Source organism: Salibacterium sp. K-3 (assembly GCF_054052005.1).
This window is the reverse complement of sequence record NZ_JBSVZE010000003.1, coordinates 455,815-474,964: the sequence shown is the minus strand read 5'-3', so window position 1 is coordinate 474,964 and position 19,150 is coordinate 455,815. Positions and strand designations below refer to the sequence as shown.

The 19,150-nt window shown below is 46.8% G+C and carries 16 protein-coding genes; 9 read left to right on the top strand and 7 right to left on the bottom strand.

Annotated elements, in window-relative coordinates:
• Positions 1-12 precede the first annotated feature (12 nt).
• From uxuA to ACW9JV_RS17780, 7 genes are all read left to right on the top strand, one after another.
• Positions 13-1,056: a mannonate dehydratase gene (gene uxuA / locus ACW9JV_RS17810; protein ID WP_457336931.1), complete on the top strand. Its 1,044-nt coding sequence runs from the start codon at positions 13-15 to the stop codon at positions 1,054-1,056.
• Between the two features lie 3 nt (positions 1,057-1,059).
• Complete coding sequence (locus ACW9JV_RS17805; protein ID WP_457336929.1) at positions 1,060-1,914, top strand: SDR family oxidoreductase; 855 nt, start codon at positions 1,060-1,062, stop codon at positions 1,912-1,914.
• Between the two features lie 54 nt (positions 1,915-1,968).
• Complete coding sequence (locus ACW9JV_RS17800; protein WP_457336927.1) at positions 1,969-3,042, top strand: TRAP transporter substrate-binding protein; 1,074 nt, start codon at positions 1,969-1,971, stop codon at positions 3,040-3,042.
• A gap of 73 nt (positions 3,043-3,115) precedes the next feature.
• Entirely contained in the window at positions 3,116-4,906 is a 1,791-nt protein-coding gene (gene uidA / locus ACW9JV_RS17795) for a beta-glucuronidase (RefSeq protein ID WP_457336925.1), read from the top strand.
• A complete protein-coding gene (locus ACW9JV_RS17790; RefSeq protein WP_457336923.1) occupies positions 4,900-5,418 on the top strand; it encodes a TRAP transporter small permease in 519 nt (172 codons plus the stop codon). The genes uidA and ACW9JV_RS17790 overlap by 7 nt, the downstream gene beginning before the upstream one ends.
• Positions 5,419-5,429: 11 nt before the next feature.
• Positions 5,430-6,728, top strand: coding sequence for a TRAP transporter large permease (locus tag ACW9JV_RS17785; RefSeq protein WP_457336921.1), 1,299 nt, complete (start codon positions 5,430-5,432; stop codon positions 6,726-6,728).
• Positions 6,729-6,742: 14 nt separating this feature from the next.
• Entirely contained in the window at positions 6,743-9,145 is a 2,403-nt protein-coding gene (locus ACW9JV_RS17780) for a TIM-barrel domain-containing protein (RefSeq protein ID WP_457336919.1), read from the top strand.
• 226 nt (positions 9,146-9,371) lie between these two features.
• On the opposite strand, the gene ACW9JV_RS17775 is transcribed toward ACW9JV_RS17780, so the two are convergent.
• Complete coding sequence (locus ACW9JV_RS17775) at positions 9,372-9,569, bottom strand: sigma factor (RefSeq protein WP_457336917.1); 198 nt, start codon at positions 9,567-9,569, stop codon at positions 9,372-9,374.
• A gap of 356 nt (positions 9,570-9,925) precedes the next feature.
• Here ACW9JV_RS17775 and ACW9JV_RS17770 point away from each other — a divergent pair, with 356 nt between their 5' ends.
• Entirely contained in the window at positions 9,926-11,596 is a 1,671-nt protein-coding gene (locus ACW9JV_RS17770) for a PAS domain S-box protein (RefSeq protein WP_457336915.1), read from the top strand.
• Positions 11,597-11,671: 75 nt separating this feature from the next.
• Here ACW9JV_RS17770 and ACW9JV_RS17765 read toward each other — a convergent pair whose 3' ends face one another.
• The 6 genes from ACW9JV_RS17765 to ACW9JV_RS17740 all read right to left on the bottom strand — a co-directional run bounded on the left by ACW9JV_RS17765 (position 11,672) and on the right by ACW9JV_RS17740 (position 18,089).
• Positions 11,672-13,648: a YjhG/YagF family D-xylonate dehydratase gene (locus ACW9JV_RS17765; protein WP_457337249.1), complete on the bottom strand. Its 1,977-nt coding sequence runs from the start codon at positions 13,646-13,648 to the stop codon at positions 11,672-11,674.
• 320 nt (positions 13,649-13,968) lie between these two features.
• Complete coding sequence (locus tag ACW9JV_RS17760) at positions 13,969-14,907, bottom strand: alpha/beta hydrolase (protein WP_457336913.1); 939 nt, start codon at positions 14,905-14,907, stop codon at positions 13,969-13,971.
• Positions 14,908-15,034: 127 nt separating this feature from the next.
• Positions 15,035-15,793: an arylamine N-acetyltransferase family protein gene (locus ACW9JV_RS17755; protein ID WP_457336911.1), complete on the bottom strand. Its 759-nt coding sequence runs from the start codon at positions 15,791-15,793 to the stop codon at positions 15,035-15,037.
• 109 nt (positions 15,794-15,902) lie between these two features.
• Positions 15,903-16,367, bottom strand: a complete 465-nt coding sequence (locus ACW9JV_RS17750) for a carboxymuconolactone decarboxylase family protein (protein ID WP_457336909.1) — start codon at positions 16,365-16,367, stop codon at positions 15,903-15,905.
• A gap of 84 nt (positions 16,368-16,451) precedes the next feature.
• Positions 16,452-17,315 (bottom strand): RNA polymerase sigma-70 factor, encoded by an 864-nt coding sequence (locus ACW9JV_RS17745; RefSeq protein ID WP_457336907.1) that lies wholly within the window; start codon positions 17,313-17,315, stop codon positions 16,452-16,454.
• A gap of 381 nt (positions 17,316-17,696) precedes the next feature.
• A complete protein-coding gene (locus ACW9JV_RS17740; protein ID WP_457336905.1) occupies positions 17,697-18,089 on the bottom strand; it encodes a hypothetical protein in 393 nt (130 codons plus the stop codon).
• 150 nt (positions 18,090-18,239) lie between these two features.
• On the opposite strand from ACW9JV_RS17740, the gene ACW9JV_RS17735 reads away from it, so the two are divergent.
• The gene (locus ACW9JV_RS17735) at positions 18,240-19,118 is read left to right on the top strand and encodes a fumarylacetoacetate hydrolase family protein (RefSeq protein ID WP_457336903.1); all 879 of its coding nucleotides are present in this window, start codon (positions 18,240-18,242) and stop codon (positions 19,116-19,118) included.
• Positions 19,119-19,150 lie beyond the last annotated feature (32 nt).

Below are 19,150 nucleotides of genomic sequence, written 5' to 3'. Positions count from 1 at the left end.
AGGGAAAGCGATATGGAAATGAGTTTCCGCTGGTACGGCGAAGATGATCCGGTGACACTGGACCGTATCCGGCAGATTCCGGATACGGGCGGGGTTGTCTCCGCCGTCTATGATATTCCGGCGGGGGAAGTCTGGCCCCTCGATAAAATCGAGAAGCTGAAACAGACCATTGAAGACCACGGGCTCAAGCTGAACGTCATTGAAAGCGTTCCGGTTCATGAGGACATTAAAATGGGGGCGCCTTCCCGGGACAAGTGGATTGAAAATTATAAGCAGACCCTTCGGAATCTTGCCAAAGCAGGGGTCCGGACCGTCTGCTACAACTTCATGCCGGTATTTGACTGGACCCGCTCCGAACTGGATGCACCGCTCTCCGATGGATCAAATTCCCTGAAATATGATGAAGACACGGTGCAGCAGCTTGATCCGCTTAGCGGGGAATTGACCCTGCCGGGATGGGACTTATCCTATCAGACAGAGGATCTTCGCAGGATCATGGACGCCTATCAGTCTATTTCTGAAGAACAGCTTATGGAAAATCTCATTTACTTTCTGGAACAGGTCGTACCGACGGCGGAAGAAGAAGGTGTCCTGCTTGCGATCCATCCGGACGATCCGCCTTGGCCGATTTTCGGACTGCCCCGGGTTGTGACGAATAAGGAAAACGTAGAGTATATGCTCCGCCGGGTCGACAGTCCGAATAACGGGATTACATTCTGCACCGGTTCCTACGGGGCCGATCCGGATAATGATCTTTTCGGAATTATTGAGGCGGCACAAGGACGGATTCATTTCGTTCATGCCCGTAATGTGAAATGGACCGGCCCCCGGTCGTTCCAGGAAACGTCCCATTCCATCAAAGAAGGGTCCCTCGATATGACGGCCATCCTGCAGAAACTGCACGACGCCGGGTTTTCCGGGCCGATCCGTCCGGATCACGGCAGGATGATCTGGGGAGAAACCGGTCGTCCCGGTTACGGATTGTATGACAGAGCACTCGGTGCCGCGTACCTGAACGGCATCATTGACACACTCGAAGAAAAGACAGGAGTATGACCTATGCAGTTACCTTTTCAAGTGGATTTAAAAGATAAGACAGCAGTCGTCACCGGCGGGAGCGGCGTGCTTGGTTCCGTGTTCAGCGAAGCTCTGGCGGCCGCAGGAGCCAAAGTGGTCGTTCTCGCCAGAAACAAAGAAAAAGTAGACAACGTAACAGCCCGTATTACGAAGCAAGGGGGGGAGTGTCTCGGATACAGTGTTGATGTACTGGATAAACAGGCGTTAGAAGAAGTGTACAGGGAGGTCAAAGACACATACGGTCCCTGCCGCATTTTAATCAACGGGGCCGGCGGCAATCATCCAAAAGCAACGACGACAAGTGAGCGGTTTTCATTGGAAGATCTGAAAGATGACGCGAATCAGACCTTTTTCGATCTGGAACCGGAAGCGGTCGAAGAACTGTTTCAGCTAAACTATCTCGGCACTCTGGTACCGACGCAGGTGTTTTCCCGCGATATGGCCGCAGGGGATGAAGGAGCTTCCATTATTAATATTTCCTCCATGAACGCGGTGCAGCCGTTAACCAAAATACCGGCCTACAGCGGAGCGAAGGCAGCAATCAGTAATTTTACCCAGTGGCTGGCGGTTCATTTTTCTCAAACCGGTGTAAGAGTGAACGCGATGGCTCCGGGATTTTTCCAGACTGAGCAGAACCGAGACCTGTTGTTTGATGAAAACGGGCAGTTGAGCGAACGGGCTGGTAAAATTCTGTCCCAGACTCCGATGGAGCGGTTCGGGAAACCGGAAGAACTTATCGGTACCCTGCTCTGGCTGGTGGATAACCGGGCATCAGGTTTTGTCAACGGCATTGTCGTACCGGTGGACGGCGGGTTTTCTGCCTACTCCGGGGTGTAAGAAACACAAATCATTCTTTTGAAAAGGATTTCAAATGAAAAGGGGAGAGTAAACATGAAAAAGTATCTAAAAGCAATAGGAATCGGGAGCCTGCTCTTGTTCGGAGCGGCGTGTGGAAACGGTGAAGAAGGATCGTCCGAAGGAGACGGCACATCCGGTGATTCCGGGAATTCTTCAGACAATTCCAGCGAAGAAAGTGAAGCATCAGGTGGGGAAGCACAGGATCTGAGACTGGCCCACAACCTTGGTGAAGATCACCCGGTACACAAAGGCCTGGTGGATTTCAAAGAGCGTGTAGAGGAAAATTCGGATAATATCACGGTCGAAATTTTCCCTAACGGAACGCTCGGTTCGGAAAATGAAGTGCTGGAGCAGGTTCAGAACGGCGGTATTGATATGACGAAGGTGTCGGCTGGTGCACTGGGCAACTTTGCTTCCGAATATGATGTGTTCAGCCTTCCTTACGTCTTTGAAGATGCAGATCATTTCTTCAGAAGCATGGAGTCCGAAGCTGTGCAGGAACTGTATCAAAGCACGGAAGAAGAAGGTTTTGTCGGTCTGACGTATTATGACTCCGGCGCGCGCAGTTTCTATACGAAAGATACACCTATTAAAAAGCCGAGTGATCTGGAAGGCAAGAAAATCCGCGTTATGGACAGTCAAACGCAGATTGAAATGGTTGAAGCGATGGGCGGTGCGCCGACACCGATGCCTTACGGAGATATTTACACCGGCCTGCAGCAGGGCGTGATTGACGGTGCGGAAAGTAACCCGACAGCCCTTACCAACGGGAACCACGGTGAAGTGGCAAAAGCATTCTCTTATGACCAGCATACTCGTATCCCCGACATTCTTGTGATGAGCTCGGATACGTGGAGCAGCCTTTCCTCCGATCAGCAGGAGGTAGTAAAAACAGCAGCTCAGGAATCCACCGAAACGCAGAAAGAACTATGGGCTGAAGCTGTTGAAGAAGCAAAAACACAAGCCAAGGAAGAGATGGGCGTTGAATTCTACGAAGTAGATAAAGAGCCTTTCCGTGAAGCTGTACAGCCGATGATTGAAGAGTACCGTGAAGATGAAGCGATCGCTGATCTGCTGGATGAGTTTGAAGCACTGCGTGAAGAATAGAATGTTTGGCGGATTCATTGCTTCCATATGGAGGCAATGAATTCTCCATTCTCTAACAGAAAAGGGATGACGTATGCTTTATCCAATAACAACAGCCACGAGGGACAAAACCCGTTTGTCGGGGTACTGGAAAGCTTCGATTGATTTAAGCGGAAAGGGAATGGCTGAACAATGGTACCGAACCGGTCTTCCTGCCTTTTTTGAAGCCCCCGTTCCCGCCAGCATTAATGAATTTCTGCCGGAAGATGTGCCGCAGGACTTTGTCGGTGATGTATGGTATCAAACCGAATTTTTTGCTCCATCAGGATGGACGGCAGCAGACCATTCCGTCTTTCTTCGTATTGGAGCTGCTGCCTATTATGCAGATGTCTGGTTAAACGAAACGAAGCTGGGAGTCCATAAAGGTGGTTTTCTTCCGTTTGAATTTGACGTGACAACTCTTTTGAAACATGATTCAGAAAATATGCTGATAATTAAAGTGAATAATGAGTTGGATTGGACGTCGCTTCCCCCTGGGGAAGTCAAGGAAGAAGATGGACAGAAAAAACTCACGCAGCAGCATGATTTTTTTCATTATACCGGGATTCACCGGGAAGTTTTTCTTTACCGGACACCGGAACAGAGAATAGAAGACATCACCGTCCGGACAGATATTCAGGATACTTCAGGGTTTGTTCAGGCCGAGGTATTTCACACATCGGAGAATGGAGAAGTACGTCTTTATATCAAAAATGAAAGCAGTCAGTCTTCCTGGACGATGAAAAACGGGGAGACGCTGGAAGTGGAAAACGCTTCGTTCTGGACGCCGGAACACCCTTTTTTGTATACATTGGAAGCACACCTGATCGTTGATGGCGGACCGAGCGATGTGTATGAGCTTGAAATCGGGATCCGTACAGTTCATATAGATGATGATACCTTTTATCTGAATGGTGCTCCTTATTATTTAAGAGGATTCGGAAAACATGAAGATTTTCCGGTTAAAGGCAAAGCCTTCGACGAAGCTCTGGCGCTTAAAGATATCAAGCGTATGAAGTGGACGGGAGCGAACTCTTTCCGTACGTCCCATTATCCATATGCCGAGGAATGGCTGCAGCTGGCGGACCGTCACGGTTTTCTCGTCATTGACGAAGCACCGGCTGTAGGGATGCTCGGGCAGGCGGTACCGGCGGTTGGTGAACTGGACGGCGTTTTCACGGAAGATAAAGTGAATCAGCAGACACTCAGCCATCACAAGGACATAATGAAACAATTAATTACCCGTGATAAAAACCACCCGAGTGTGGTGATGTGGTGTGTGGCAAATGAAGCATCAACAATGGAAGCGAACGCTTATGACTATTTTAAAGAATTGACTGCGGAAACCAGAAGCTTGGATGACCGGCCGATTATGAATGTAAATCTCATGCTTATTGATCCCGGGCAATGTGTTGTTTCTCCTCTCGTGGATGTAATCGGGCTGAATTTGTATTTCGGCTGGTATTCCGACCCTGGAAATCTCGAAAAAGGGAAAGCGGTGCTTAAGGACCATTTAAATGCCTGGAAGCAGCATCATCATAAACCGGTGATGATGACAGAGTACGGGGTGGATACGATCCCCGGTCTGCATAAATACCCTCCTGTCATGTTCTCTGAAGAATTTCAGGTGGATTTTCTGAAAGCTTATCACCAAACATTCGATGAACTGGGGTGGCTGATAGGAGAACATGTTTGGAATTTTGCCGATTTCATGACGAAAGAAGGCATTGTAAGAATCGATGGGAATAAAAAAGGTATTTTTACGCGGGAACGCGAACCAAAAAGTGCCGCATTTTATTTACAACAGCGTTGGAAAAGGCAGAATGAAGGAGGATATTTATGCTGACAACAATCAAAACCTCTGTGGCCCGTATTGTCATGGCTGTGGCTTCCGTCATTACGGTCATTATGGTCGCCGGTGCCTTTTGGCAGGTGTTCACCCGTTATGTAATCGGTGATCCCAGTGTCTATACCACAGAGCTTCTGAAATTTCTGTTGATGTGGGTGGCCCTTCTCGGCGCAGCCTATGCATTCAGTAAGAATGAACACCTGGCTATTGTTTTTCTGAAAAATAAATTGAAAGATAAAAAAGCACTTAGTCTGCAATGGTTGATTGATGGACTGGTTATTGCATTCTGTATTGCAGTTCTCATCGTCGGCGGATGGGATCTGGCCACATCTACGATGGGACAAACGACACCGATTTTGGGTATTCCAATGGGATGGGTGTATATGATTCTGCCGATATCAGGTGTTCTTATTGTCTTTTTCCAACTCATCAATATGAGTGAGCGGAAAAAAGAAATGGCAGAACAGCAGGCAGCAAGCGGAACAAACGGAGAAGTTATGAGAGAGTAGGTGAAAGAAGCATGGCGTTTCAAGCTGCGATAGTATTATTTGCAACCTTTTTTGTTTTATTGGGAGTTGGCGTGCCGATTTCCGTCAGTATCGGTATTGCCTCGCTTGCAGCAGCAATAATTGCTGTACCGGTAGATATTCTATTATTTACGGCGGCTCAAAACTTAGTCGGCGGCATCAATAGTTTCGCCCTTTTGGCTGTCATTTTCTTTATACTGGCAGGCAGTATCATGAACAACGGCGGCATAGCGATCCGGCTGATCAACCTGGCGAAACTTGTTGCCGGACGTATGCCGGGTTCGCTGGCGCACACGAATGTAGTCGGGAATATGCTGTTCGGTTCGATTTCAGGGTCGGCGGTGGCAGCTGCAGCCGCAATAGGAAGTGTCATGTCACCGCTTCAGGAAAAGGAAGGATACAAACGAAGTTATTCCGCAGCGGTTAATATTGCTTCTTCACCTACCGGTTTTCTGATCCCTCCAAGCGGTGCGCTGATTATCTATTCCCTTGTAAGCGGCGGGACATCGATTTCCGCCCTGTTCATTGCAGGTTACCTGCCGGGTATTCTGATGGGGCTGTCCATCATGATTGTCGCTTATATTATTGCGAAAAAAGAGCAGTACCCGGTAGCGGATCCGATTCCGTTTAAGGATAAAATCAAAATCATACTGGACGCGATTCCGAGTCTTCTCTTGGTCGTCATTGTGATCGGCGGTATTGTGGCCGGAGTGTTCACCGCCACAGAAGGTGCGGCTGTAGCTGTTATTTATGCCGCTCTGCTTGCCGTGATATACCGATCCATCAGCTTGAAGGATATCCCGAAAATCCTGACGGAATCGGTCACGATGACAGGCATTGTCCTGTTTCTCGTAGGTGCTTCCTCCGTGATGTCCTGGGCCATGACAATTACCGGTATCCCGTCTGAAATCAGTAATGCCATACTGAGTATTTCTGATAGTAAAATTATTGTATTGTTTATGATGATGGTCATTCTATTAATTATAGGGACGTTTATGGACATTACGCCGGCAGTGCTGATTTTCACGCCGATCTTTCTGCCTATTGCCACCCAGATGGGAGTAGACCCTGTTCATTTCGGCATCATTCTTATCTTTAACCTGGCGATCGGAATTATGACTCCTCCTGTAGGAAGCGCCTTATTTATAGGAAGCAGCGTGGGGAAAGTGTCGATAGAGGAAGTCATACCGACGCTGGTGAAGTTTTTCGCAGCGCTGATCATCGCATTATTCCTCGTCGTTTATATCCCGCAGATCAGCTTGTTTCTGCCGGAATTGCTGAATTTATTGTAAAGGAGTAGGAAAGCATGGATAAAAAGGCATATCGTTTCCGCTGGAGGCTGGGGGAGTCTTCCTTTCTCAGCCTGATCAATGCAGCAGAAGATACGGAAGTCCGGATCTGGATTCTGGAAGATAACGTGTTTCGAATATACGTAAAAGGCATCAACGAAGAACCTCTTCCGACATGGACGGTTGCCCCGGGCATGGAAGATGTTCCTTATGAAGGACGGGATCGTACGGATGTTTCTCCTTTTACATGCCCTTCTTATTCCATTCATCAAGTGAACAGCAGAGAGTATGAGGTGTCCACCTCCAGGCTGAAGCTGCATATCACATTGGAACCTCTTCAGTTCATCTGGCATGAAATGCAGAACGAAGAATGGAAGGAAATCGCGCGTGACCGGGACACACAAAGCTATAATTTGGACGGAACGCTCGGCAGAGGGCAGTTTCATTACATGAAACGTACGTCGGACGACATGTTTTTCGGTCTCGGAGAAAAAGCCGGGCCGTTAAACCGGCACGGCCTGCGGTACCGTATGCAGAACATGGATCCGATGGGGTATGATCCTTATTGGACCGATCCTCTTTACAAACATATTCCCTTTTTCATGACCAGAACAAAGGACAGGCAGTGGTACGGAATGTTTTACGATAATTTATCCACCAGTGTCTTTGATATGGGGAAAGAACTGGATAATTATCATGGCTTTTACCGTTACTATCATGCCGAGTCCGGACCGCTTGATTATTACATGATCAGCGGCAAGGATGCTGCGGAGGTCGTGGAGACGTATTCCTGGTTGACGGGTAAAACCGCATTTTTCCCGAAGTGGAGCCTCGGTTATTCCGGCTCGACGATGACCTATACGGATGCCCCTGATGCGCAGGTACAGATGAATCAGTTTATCCGGGATGCTGAAGCTTACGAGATTCCCTGCCATTCCTTTCAGCTCTCATCCGGTTATACATCCATCGAAGGCAAACGCTACGTCTTTAACTGGAATACATCCAAGTTTCCCGATCCTGCAGCATTCACCGCTCACTATAAAGAACACGGGGTGAATCTGTGTGCCAATATTAAACCGTGCCTCCTGCAGGATCACCCGATGTATGAAGAACTGAAGGAAAAAGAATTTTTTGTGAAAAACAGAAGTGGAGAAGAAGAAGAGCTCGTTCAGTTCTGGGACGATCTCGGCGCTTACATCGATTTCACAAATCCGGATGCAGTGGACTGGTGGAAAGAAAAAGTGAAAGAACAGCTGCTGTCCTATGGTATTTCATCCACGTGGAACGATAATAATGAATTTGAAATATGGGACGGAGAGGCACAGCTTCACGGTTTCGGCAAGGGATTGAGAATGAAGGATGCCCGCCCGGTACTTTCGCTTCTGATGACGAAAACATCCCTCGATGCCCAGCGGGAATTCGCTGCTTCAGAGCGTCCGTACGCGATCACAAGATCCGGCGCTCCCGGTCTCCAGCGTTACGCGCAGACCTGGTCCGGCGACAACTATACGAGCTGGAACACGTTGAAATATAATGTGCTCACCGGCATCGGGCTGAGCCTGTCCGGCATCTATAACTTCGGCCATGACGTCGGCGGATTCGCAGGAGGAGCTCCGGAACCGGAACTGTTCATCCGCTGGATCCAGAATGGCATTCTGCATCCAAGATTTACGATCCATTCCTGGAATGACGACGGCTCCGTCAATGTTCCGTGGATGTATCCGGACCATATCGAGCCGGTCAAACGTCTCATGGATTTCCGGGAAACGATCACGCCTTATTTATATCAACTCATGAAAGATGCTCATGACGATTATAAACCGATGATCCGGCCAATGTTCTATTCCTTCAGCCATGACGAAAAGACGTTTGAAGAGTCCTGTCAGTTCATGATCGGCGAACACGTGCTGGCTGCTCCCGTCGTGGACAAAGGAGTCCGCGAGACGGCTGTTTATCTTCCGGATAATGAGAAAGGCTGGTACGACTGGCATACAGGTGGTTATTACAAAGGTGGTCAGACGATTACCGTGGAAGCCCCGATGGACCGCGTGCCACTGTTCGCCCAGGCCGGTTCCATTATTCCGATTGATGCAAAAGAAGATAAAATGCAGAAGGGCGAGCGGCGCGGCTATCTCTGTTTTCCCCTGCAGAATGAAGGAGGAATTCAGTTCAGCCACTATGAAGATGATGGTGCCTCAAATAATTACCGGCAGGGTGAATATACCATCCTTGATTTAAAAATGAGGACAAACTATAACCACATCGAATTGGATGTAACGATAAACGGCACTTATTCCCTGCCTTATGAGGATGTAACCGTTTATTTTCCTGATGACACGGAAAAAGCAATCAAGGTAAACAATGGAGCATCAGAAACCTTTCGTTCTACCAGCTATACCACCAACATCAAGCAGCTATGAAATAATAGCATTTCGGTATAATTCAGCGACAGCATTGGCCGGGCCAATATAAAGAAATATGGCATTTCGTGACGCACAAAAATTTCCGAACGATTCGGTTTTATGAATGGTTCGGAAATTTTTTTATTAAAGATGGAGATACGACAGATTATTGTATTTCCCGGGAAATGATGTCGAAAACCGAAAGATGCGGAAGTTATTTTCAACGGGTGCACACGCCGTTATTCTAGAGATAAACTTCTCTACGCTTTCTTGCTGACTTTAGAAAATTGAGGCAGCGGTTTGTTGTCATTTTAGTAAGATAGGCCTTCATTTCACGAATGTTATCTGTATCTGTTTCATGTAGGTACAGGAATAATTCCTGAACTATATCCCCCGCTTCGGTAATGGAGCCAAAACATTTGGTAAGCGATCGAGAACACATGCGGTCGATATGTCTTATGTCTTATACAATGCTTCAAATCCTACCACGAGTTCACCTCAAGCATTTGAGTTTTTCAGATTTCTTTATCACTTCCGCGTGCCTGCATGCTTTGGATATCTGTTTCAGCAATACGCTGTGATAATATTTTTGAAAGATTCCTGTTTGTATCCACCTTTTCTCAGCGTCTTGCTGGAAAATCTATATGAGTATTAATCTCTATAAAAATCTTATTCGAAGTTACTCCATCTGTAAATCGTATACCGTCCTTTACAGTAATTACAAGGACACACTACGGATTTTTAAGGTATAATTGATCAAATAATATTTTATAACATGCGAGGGAGTTTCTAAATTTCATGTTTTATTATTCAGACATTAATGCGCACCACAACTATTTACAGCTGGCATTACATCATATCTCGGATATGGTTTTTTTGATACACAGGGATGAAAATGGTCGGTTCCGATACAGTACAGCCAACCATACAGCGGTGGAGATGCTTTATTTTCCCGATAACTTCCAGGGCAAAGAGATTTCCGAGATTATGCCAGATTCCTCTACCCGCATTATACAGAAAAAATACCAGGAAGCGGTGGAACGGCAGCAGACCATTACTTATCAATCCAGGATAGAGGTCTCCTCTGGGGGTAGCGGAGAATCTCCGTGCGCCTTAGATGTGGAATCCAAAGTAACACCTATCATCAATGAGTGCGGGCGTTGTGACTACTTGATCGCGGTCACAAGAGATGTCACATCCTGGGTGGAACAGAACAAACAATTTAAACAGGCATTACAGAAGATGGAACTGATGTTCAATCACGCTGCGGATGCCGTATTTATGTTTGACAAAGACGCTCGCTACACCAAAGTGAATCAAGGCTTTACAAACATTTTCGGCTGGACAGAAGAAGAACTGCTTCGGGATTCATCGATCAGCATTCTTCCGGAAGAATATCCTGGTTTTAAGAGCATCTGGCATCAACTGCAAGAGGGACATGTCGTCGAGAACCATTATGATAGAAGAATTGCCAAAAGCGGATGCGTCATCAATGTTCTGGCATCGTATTCACCGGTAATGGATGATGGGAAAATGGTGGGCGGGGTTGCGATGTACAAGGATATTACGGAATTAAAACAGGTCGAAGACCGCCTCCGGGAAAGTGAAGAAAAGTACAGGGCCATCGTCAATCATACGAACGATTTAATACGCGTTTTGGATGCTGAAGGATTTGTGCAGTATGCTTCTCCTTCCCACAAAGACGTGCTCGGTCTCCCATCGGATTTTTTTGTAGGAAAATCTATATTGTCCTTCACCCATCCTGATGATATGGACAAACTCCAGAACACAATTAATGAAATCCTCGAAACCGGGCGCTCGGCTGACATAGAGTACCGCCGCTACCATAAGGACGGCGCTGTCATATGGATTGAAGCCCGGTGCACGCCCGTCTTGAACCACAACCGCATCGTCCAACAAATTGTCCTTGTCGCCAGAGACGTGTCCAATCGCAAGGGCAGAGAAGAAAAGTTGCGGTCCATGGCAATGTATGATGAATTAACCAGACTCCCCAACCGCCGCTTTTTTTATCAGGAACTCGAACAAGCTGTCAAAGTAGCGGAACGTTATAAAAACCGTCCCGCGCTGCTGACCCTTGATTGTGACAATTTTAAAGCCATTAATGATAAGCACGGCCATGTTATCGGTGACAAAGTCATCAAAAGTTTTGCTGGAAGAGTGCAGCAGTGTCTCCGGGACGACGATTTATTTTCACGTGTCGGCGGCGATGAGTTCCATATACTTCTGCCTAATGCCGAAAAGAAAGCGGATGTCACCATGATTGCCAGGCGCATACTTCAAGCCTTGGAAGAACCTTTACCTATAGACGACGACCTATTAAACTTGACAGCCAGCATAGGCGCTGCTTTCTATAAAAAGGAAAACAGCGTGGAGCAATGGATAAGAGAGTCCGACAAAGCACTGTATAAAGCAAAAACAACTGGTAAAAATTCGTTTATATTTTATTAATTTCTCTGAAGTTGCATAATCTATAGAAAATTTCCCTCCATATTTTTAAAAAGACAGAACCTTCGCACCTAACCTCTAGTTGGAGGCTAGTGCTTTCTTGCCAGCTTCGAGGACTTCGACAATCCGGTCGGTGTCGTACACGCTGCCGCCCCAGATGCCGCCGCTTACTTCCTGCAGCGCCGCCCATAATCTTGTGTCATCTGGTAGATCGTCGTGTGGTTTCAGCCCGGGGTGCGCCGTGCGCTGCTTTAATTCTGCTTCCCCTTGTTCGACAGAGAGCTCATGATCCTCAGTGCCGACAAAATGGAGATGACCCTCGAGCTTTCGTGTATCTACGTAGATATCCACGACGTCACCGTCACGCAGCTTTCCGATCGGGCCGCCTGCGAGCCCCTCCGGTCCGATATGGCCGAAGCAGGCACCGGTCGACACGCCGGAAAAGCGGGCATCGGTGAGAAGGGTGACGTGTTTTCCATAGGATAAATGTTTCAAGGCGGAGGTGAGCTGGTACGTTTCCTCCATGCCGGTGCCCATCGGCCCGGAACCGGCGACAATCATAATATCCCCTTTTACAATGCTTCCTTCCTTAATCGCAGCAATGGCGGATGGTTCGCTCGTGTACACTTTTACTTTCCCACGTTTATGATAAATACCTTTTTCATCCAGAACAGATGGATCGATGGATGTGGATTTAATGACCGCGCCTTCTGGTGCCAGATTGCCGGATGGGAACGTAACGGTGGAGGTGAGCCCGCGTTCTTCCGCTAGTTCAGGCGTCATAATAATATCATCGGCGTCTATGCCGTCTTTTTCCCACAGCTGCTGTTTCAGGAGCCGTCGCCGATCGGATGTTTCCCACCAGTCCAGCATCTCACCGATGGTATAACCGGTAACGGTCCGGGCGTTTTCATCGAGCAGATTCAAGTGGCGGATGCGCAGCATGACTTCCGGAAGCCCGCCTGCAAGATACACCTGGACGGTTGGATGGTGAACAGGGCCGTTTGGCAGCACACTGACAAGACGGGGAACGGCGCGGTTGATCCGATTCCAGTCTTTTACATCCGGCACCTTCAGGCCGGCGGCATGGGCAATCGCCGGTATATGGAGAAGGAGGTTGGTGGATCCGCCAAACGCGGCATGCATGACCATTGCGTTGTGGATGGAGCTGTCGGTGAGAATATCTTTTGTCGTTACCTGGTCCTGCTCCATTTTCATTGCGGCACGAGCGGACTGTGCCGCCATTTCTCTCCAGATATCCTGGCCGGATGGGGCAAGTGCGGAATGCGGCACGGAAAAGCCCATCGCTTCGCCTACCACCTGGGAAGTGGCTGCGGTGCCGAGAAACTGACAGCCGCCGCCGGGTGTGGCACAAGCCGCGCAGCCAAGCTCGGCAGCTTCCTGAAGGGATAATTCATCATTAGAGAAACGGGCGCCGATGGTTTGTACTTTACCGGCATCTTCGCCCCGGTCCGGCGGGAGGGTGACACCTCCAGGAACAATTACCGTCGGCAGATCATGCATGGAAGCAAGGGCAATCATCATCGCCGGCAGGCCTTTGTCACAGGTTGCGACACCTATTACCGCTTTCCGGGTCGGAAGCGATCGGATCAGGCGCCGGTAGACAACGGCCGCATCATTTCGGTACGGAAACGAATCAAACATGCCGGTTGTACCCTGAGAGCGGCCGTCACACGGATCGCTGACATAGCCCGCGAAGGGAATGCCTCCATAGTGACTGATTTCATTTGCAGCTTCTTCCATTAACAGTCCTACCTCCCAGTGCCCGGTGTGATAGCCGAGTGCGGTCGGCGTTCCGTCCTCGTTTCGGATGCCGCCCTGCGTGCTTAGGAGCAGCACCTGTTTGCCGTTTAATTTGCCGGGTTCCCAGCCCATCCCGACATTCTGGCTTAATCCGAACAAATTTCCGCTCGGGGAATGCTTCAGCATTTCGGCATTAAGGGGAAGGGCCCCCTCAGGACCTTTTGCTTTTGTTTTCACCTCGTATATATTTTCTCTTCCGGGCATCATGAACTTCTCAAGTGAATCATACATCACTCATATATCCTCCCTTTATCAATCCCGCTGCTTGTGTCTTTCAATATACGATAAAAGTCTGGTATAATGGTTTTCATGAGAAGGTCTCTTTTCACTTTGTATTTGCTTCCCAGGCATACTTGGATGATAGAGGATCTTCTCTTTTTCTTTGCCACCGATCAGCTTTCATCACTACCGAGAACAACTATTTTACACATACCGTCCGAGAAACAATAGAAAAAGTGGTTCCTTTTACCTGAAAACATGGAAGAGTCACTTTCGTATACGGGTTCGCACGTATGGTGTAAGAGAGTTTTTCCCCTCTGACTCGGGTTAAATTACACGAACTGGTCATTAAATGCTGAACGCAATAAATTTGCAGCCTGTTCCAAGGCCTTTTGTCCTTGGTCTAACTGCTCGGCCATGCCAATGAATCCGTGAATCATACCATCATATCTTTGAAGAATAACCGGAACGCCGGCATCTTTTAGTTGATTAGCATAGGCTTCTCCCTCATCCCGGAGCGGATCATATTCTGCAGTAATAATTACTGCAGGCGGGAGGTTTTTAAGTTCTCGGATAAGATTCGGAGACGCCAAAGGATCCTTGCTATCTTCAAGTGTTCTTAAATAGTGGTAACGAAAATATTTCATATTGTCTTTTGTAAGGCCGTACCCTTCCGCGTTTTCACGGTAGGAGATGGTATCAAAGGAAAAGTCAGTCGCCGGATAAAGAAGCATTTGACAAACAAGTTTAAGGGTTCCTCGTTTTTTCGCCAGACACGATACGACTGCGGCCAGATTTCCACCGGCACTGTCTCCGCCTACAGCTAAATGAGATGGGGAAACATTGAATTCAGAAGGATGTTCATATACCCACTGTGCGGTTTTGTAGCAATCCTCTACTGCAGTGGGAAATTTATGTTCCGGGGCAAGGCGGTAGTCAACCGATATAACAACGCACTCCGCCAAATTTGTGAAGGCGCGGCACATGTTGTCATGAGTATCCAAATCTCCAGTCACCCAGCCCCCGCCATGGAAGAAAATAAGTCCAGGAAACGGCCCTGTATTTTCAGGAATGTACACTCTAATGGGGATATTGCCATTAGGTCCTGGAACAGTCCGGTTTTTGACTTCACCTACCGGCTCCTGCTTTTCAACCGTCTGGTTCATATCCTGAAATGCGATTCGTGCCTGCTCCGGTGACAGGGTTTCCATTCGTGGAGCGCCGGAAGCTTCTATTTGTTCAAGCAGCTTTTTTACTTGTGGATCAAGCATACTATTTCATCCCCCTTTTCATTGTGTCTTTTATTTTTCTAATGTCTCTTTTCATTATTTAATAGTGTTCAGATGTCCAAAAGACTGAACGCTTAACACCGGATCAATGAATGGATTAGATCAACATTTACTTCACAATGATCCCAAACTGGCTATCACTTAATTGTCTGAAACTACTTAAATCGATATCCTGTTTATTTTTCGTTCCATTCTTCACCGTTGTATACGTTTTTTCTGTTAACGTTGTATGGCCGTCATCCGTTATTTTTGTTAACAACATAGACTTATTAAAAGGGGAGTAAGGGTGCTCCGTTACTACCTCCCTCATACGGTTTAATTGCGTCTCATCCGCCGGCTTTAAAAAAAAGGAGTAGCTCGCTTCCAATTTATCACCACGGTACTTTTCAAGAGTGTAGTCACCGACATCAGTCGTCTCATTTTTAACTCGGTATTCACCTGTTAAAGAGATTATAATTTCACCGGTGAAAGGAATAGGCTGTAATGCGTGATGGGCACCAAAACCAACGTCTACTACATACTTTTGACGATTTTTCGTTAACACAATGGCAACGTGTGTTTCAATGAGCCCAGGGTCGTTTCCTGATACCGTTGCAGGAACCATTTGAACATCAAAACCTAGTTCCTGTAAGAAATAATAAAACATTGGATTCAGTTCATAGCAAAGTCCGCCCCGCTGTTGATCGATGATTTTTTTCGTTACATTGTCAACATTAACTTCAATGCCCTCATTCGTTATAACATCGATATTTTCAAAAGGTACATTCTTTGCGAACTGAAACATGATCCGGGGTATATCTTCAAATTGGACATGATTATTCCCTTGATATTGAATTCGTTTGAACATATCCTCAATAAATTGATTCACTTTTACTTCCCCCAATCTTGAATAAATAATAGTGGGTATCATTGGACTAAGTCCCTCGATGAGAACCTTTAATGTGCCCCCTGCTGGCAGGTTGAAGGGGACGCCTTTTTTATTTTTCTGCTGTCTGCGGTTGATAATCACCTGGTACGTTGTTGTTGGAAATAGCCAATCGATTCCAGCTGTTGATCGTTATAATAAGGAATACAAGATCCATATATTGTTTTTCATTGTAATGCTGAAGCAACTGCTCATAGAGATTATCCGGCACCCCGTCTTCTGATATGAACGTGACGGCTTCCGTTAACGCTAACACTGCTTTTTCCGGTTCGCTGTAGAAAGGGGATTCCCGCCAGGCATTCAAGCAGTAAATTCTTTGTTCAGTCTCACCGATGGCTCTTGCATCTTTGGTGTGCATATCGAGGCAATAGGCGCATCCATTGATCTGAGAAGCGCGTATTTTTATCAATTCGATCAACTTCTTATCAAATTCAGTGGTTTTTTTGTATTCCTCGACCTGTCTCATGACCTTGAAAATCTCCGGGTTTGTCTTTGCATAGTTTATCCGTGGTTCCACGCATAACTCCTCCTTCATATAATAGGCGTTCCTCAATAAAGACAAAACAGAGAGTGAATTTGTGACAGCTGATCGAATTTTTCTTTAATAAAAAGAAGGCAGCTTATCAGGATTTACTATTATATAGAGGTTCTGAATGTTTTTCTGTTGTTGATCCAATTTAAAGCAGATTACTTTAACAGGACGGCCTTCTTGTACCTGCAGGATTCCTCTTTGGCCATTGATAATAATGGAGTGGAATTCTCCTATGAAACTACCTTTGGCTGATATACCCCGGAGAAAAGCAGCCACCCGCTGTTTGGATATAATCGGATAAATGGCCGAGCGAGCCTTACCGCCGCCATCGGAATAAAGAACAATATCATCACCCAGCATATCAATAAAATCATCAAAATCTCCCGTTGCCGCTGCCTTCATAAAAGTTTGGGCAAGCTGCTCTGTTTCTTCGATATGTTCCGGATAAACGGATTCGCTTTGCAGTTTTCGTTTCGCGCGACTGTAAATTTTCCGGCAGTTCACTTTCGATTTATTCAATATCTCCGCCGTTTCGGTGTAGTTATAGTGGAGAACTTCCCGCAGAACGAACACCATTCTTTCTACAGGAGCCAATTGTTCCAACAAAACGAGAAAGGCATAGGAGACCGTTTCTTCCGTCAGAATCTTTTCCAACGGTTGTTCCGCCTGCATAATCTGCGGCTCAGGCAGCCACGGTCCCGGGTATACCTCCCGTCGTTTTTTTGCAGATTTTAAATAATTAAGGCAGCGGTTAGCTGTCATTCTAGTAAGGTAAGCCTTTAAATCATGAATATTATCCTTATCAAAGTGATGCATATGAAGAAATACATCTTGAACAATATCCTCCGCCTCCGTTATGGAACCAAGCATTCGGTAGGCAGTCGAAAAAACATGCTGCTGATATGTTTTATACATTGATTCCAATTCTACCACTGGGTTAACCTCCCCCTTGAAATTAAGCAAAATGGGTGCCGACAGATTCATAGTATAATAATATTGTTTTTTTATAAAACAAATTAGGCTGAAGTAATAGGGTGAAATCTCAATGGGTACCGAGGGAAAATGGCCACCGATTGCACCGATTGAGATTTTATTTCAGGGCATAAAACCAGTTATGGAGATGGGTGAGGGTTCTGTTTCGCTATTACTGGAGCGGGCGGACATTTGTTCTGCTTTTCCCCTTTTTTTTTTTTCAGAGTAAAAGAAGCGCTTTAGAGCCCGGATAAGCGGAACAAATGTCACTAGCGTTGCAAAATAGTTAACATGGCCAAAGAGCAATAGAAAAGATACGATACGCTATTTATCTTTATATACCTATTTATATATTAATTTTCCATCACCTTTTTTGGAAGGAAAAGCAAAAATGTGAGAGGGATCTAAAAACAGCTCTCTCAGCCAACGGCATTTGTATAATTCAGCAATCACTTCTGCCTCAAGATCCCAACGATTGGTTACCACACGGTAGAAACGACCTTCGTCATCGGAAAACTCCACTAACCGGAGAGGGGGGTTCATTTGCGTTCGTTTGGTGCCCAGCACCACGGGATGGCCTGTTTTCGCCAGAAAACCGGTATCCAGCGAGGCCAACAAGCGGAGCGCGGTAGGAGATTCCCGGTGTACATATGTCGAGGGCTGGAAACCGCCGTCTTTCAGACCCACCGAGAAAACTTGACGCATACGTGAAAAAGGAACAGGTTGATTTTGCAACCGTTATCATATAAAATGTAAGTTAATCATAAAAGGGTTTTTATTTTTTGTCAATTATATAAAACATGGTTTTATAATATAAAACTAAAAATAAAATCACCATTAAACAAAACAAAGTTTTATATTATAAAATAATTAAGGGGGAACCGGGTGAACATTGTGAAGAGAAAGGTAAACAAGAATGAGACTATGATGGCGGCGGTGATGGAAGACCAGACTGTTTACGATCTAGGAGCGGAAACATGGATTGAACTGGTAGAAAAGGCGGCCGCTGAAGGGCGGAAGCTGCCTGATTTAATAAAGGAAATGACAGCAGACACTGTCCCGCTTGCAGAGAACGTGGACTCTCTTGATCTGGGCGTACCGCTCGAGATATCAGAGGTGTGGGCGGCAGGGGTTACTTACCAGAAAAGCCGGGAAGCGAGAAATTACGAAGCATCGGATGGAAAGCCGAGTGCGGAGACCTTTTATGATAAAGTATATGACGCACCGCGGCCTGAATTATTTTTCAAATCATCCGGCCGGAGGGTGGCAGCACCGGATCAGACGATGTATCTCCGCTCGGACTCGGACTGGCAGATACCGGAGCCGGAACTGGGGCTGGTGTTGAACGATCAGGCGGAGATTCTAGGCTTCACGGTCGGAAATGATCTGAGTTCCCGGGATATTGAAGGAGAGAACCCGTTATATCTGCCGCAGGCAAAAGTGTGGAAAAGATCCTGTTCGATCGGGCCGTCGATCCGGCTGGCCGAAACGGCTGCCGATCCTTATGCGTTTCAGATCATCTGCCGGATTTACCGCGGGCCGGAGAAAGTGTTTGAAGGAGAAGCCGGTGTGAATCAGTTGAAGCGGAAGCTCGAAGAACTGGTCGATTACTTAAAGAAGGACAACGACATGTTTGATGGCACCGTCCTCTTGACAGGCACATGCGTGGTGCCGCCGAATGAATTTACCCTGAAAGACAAAGACGTGATCGAAATTGAAATTCCCGGAATCGGTGTACTCCGAAATCCGGTGGAAGCATTATAAGAGCTTTATCCATTAGAAAGGAAGGATATCAT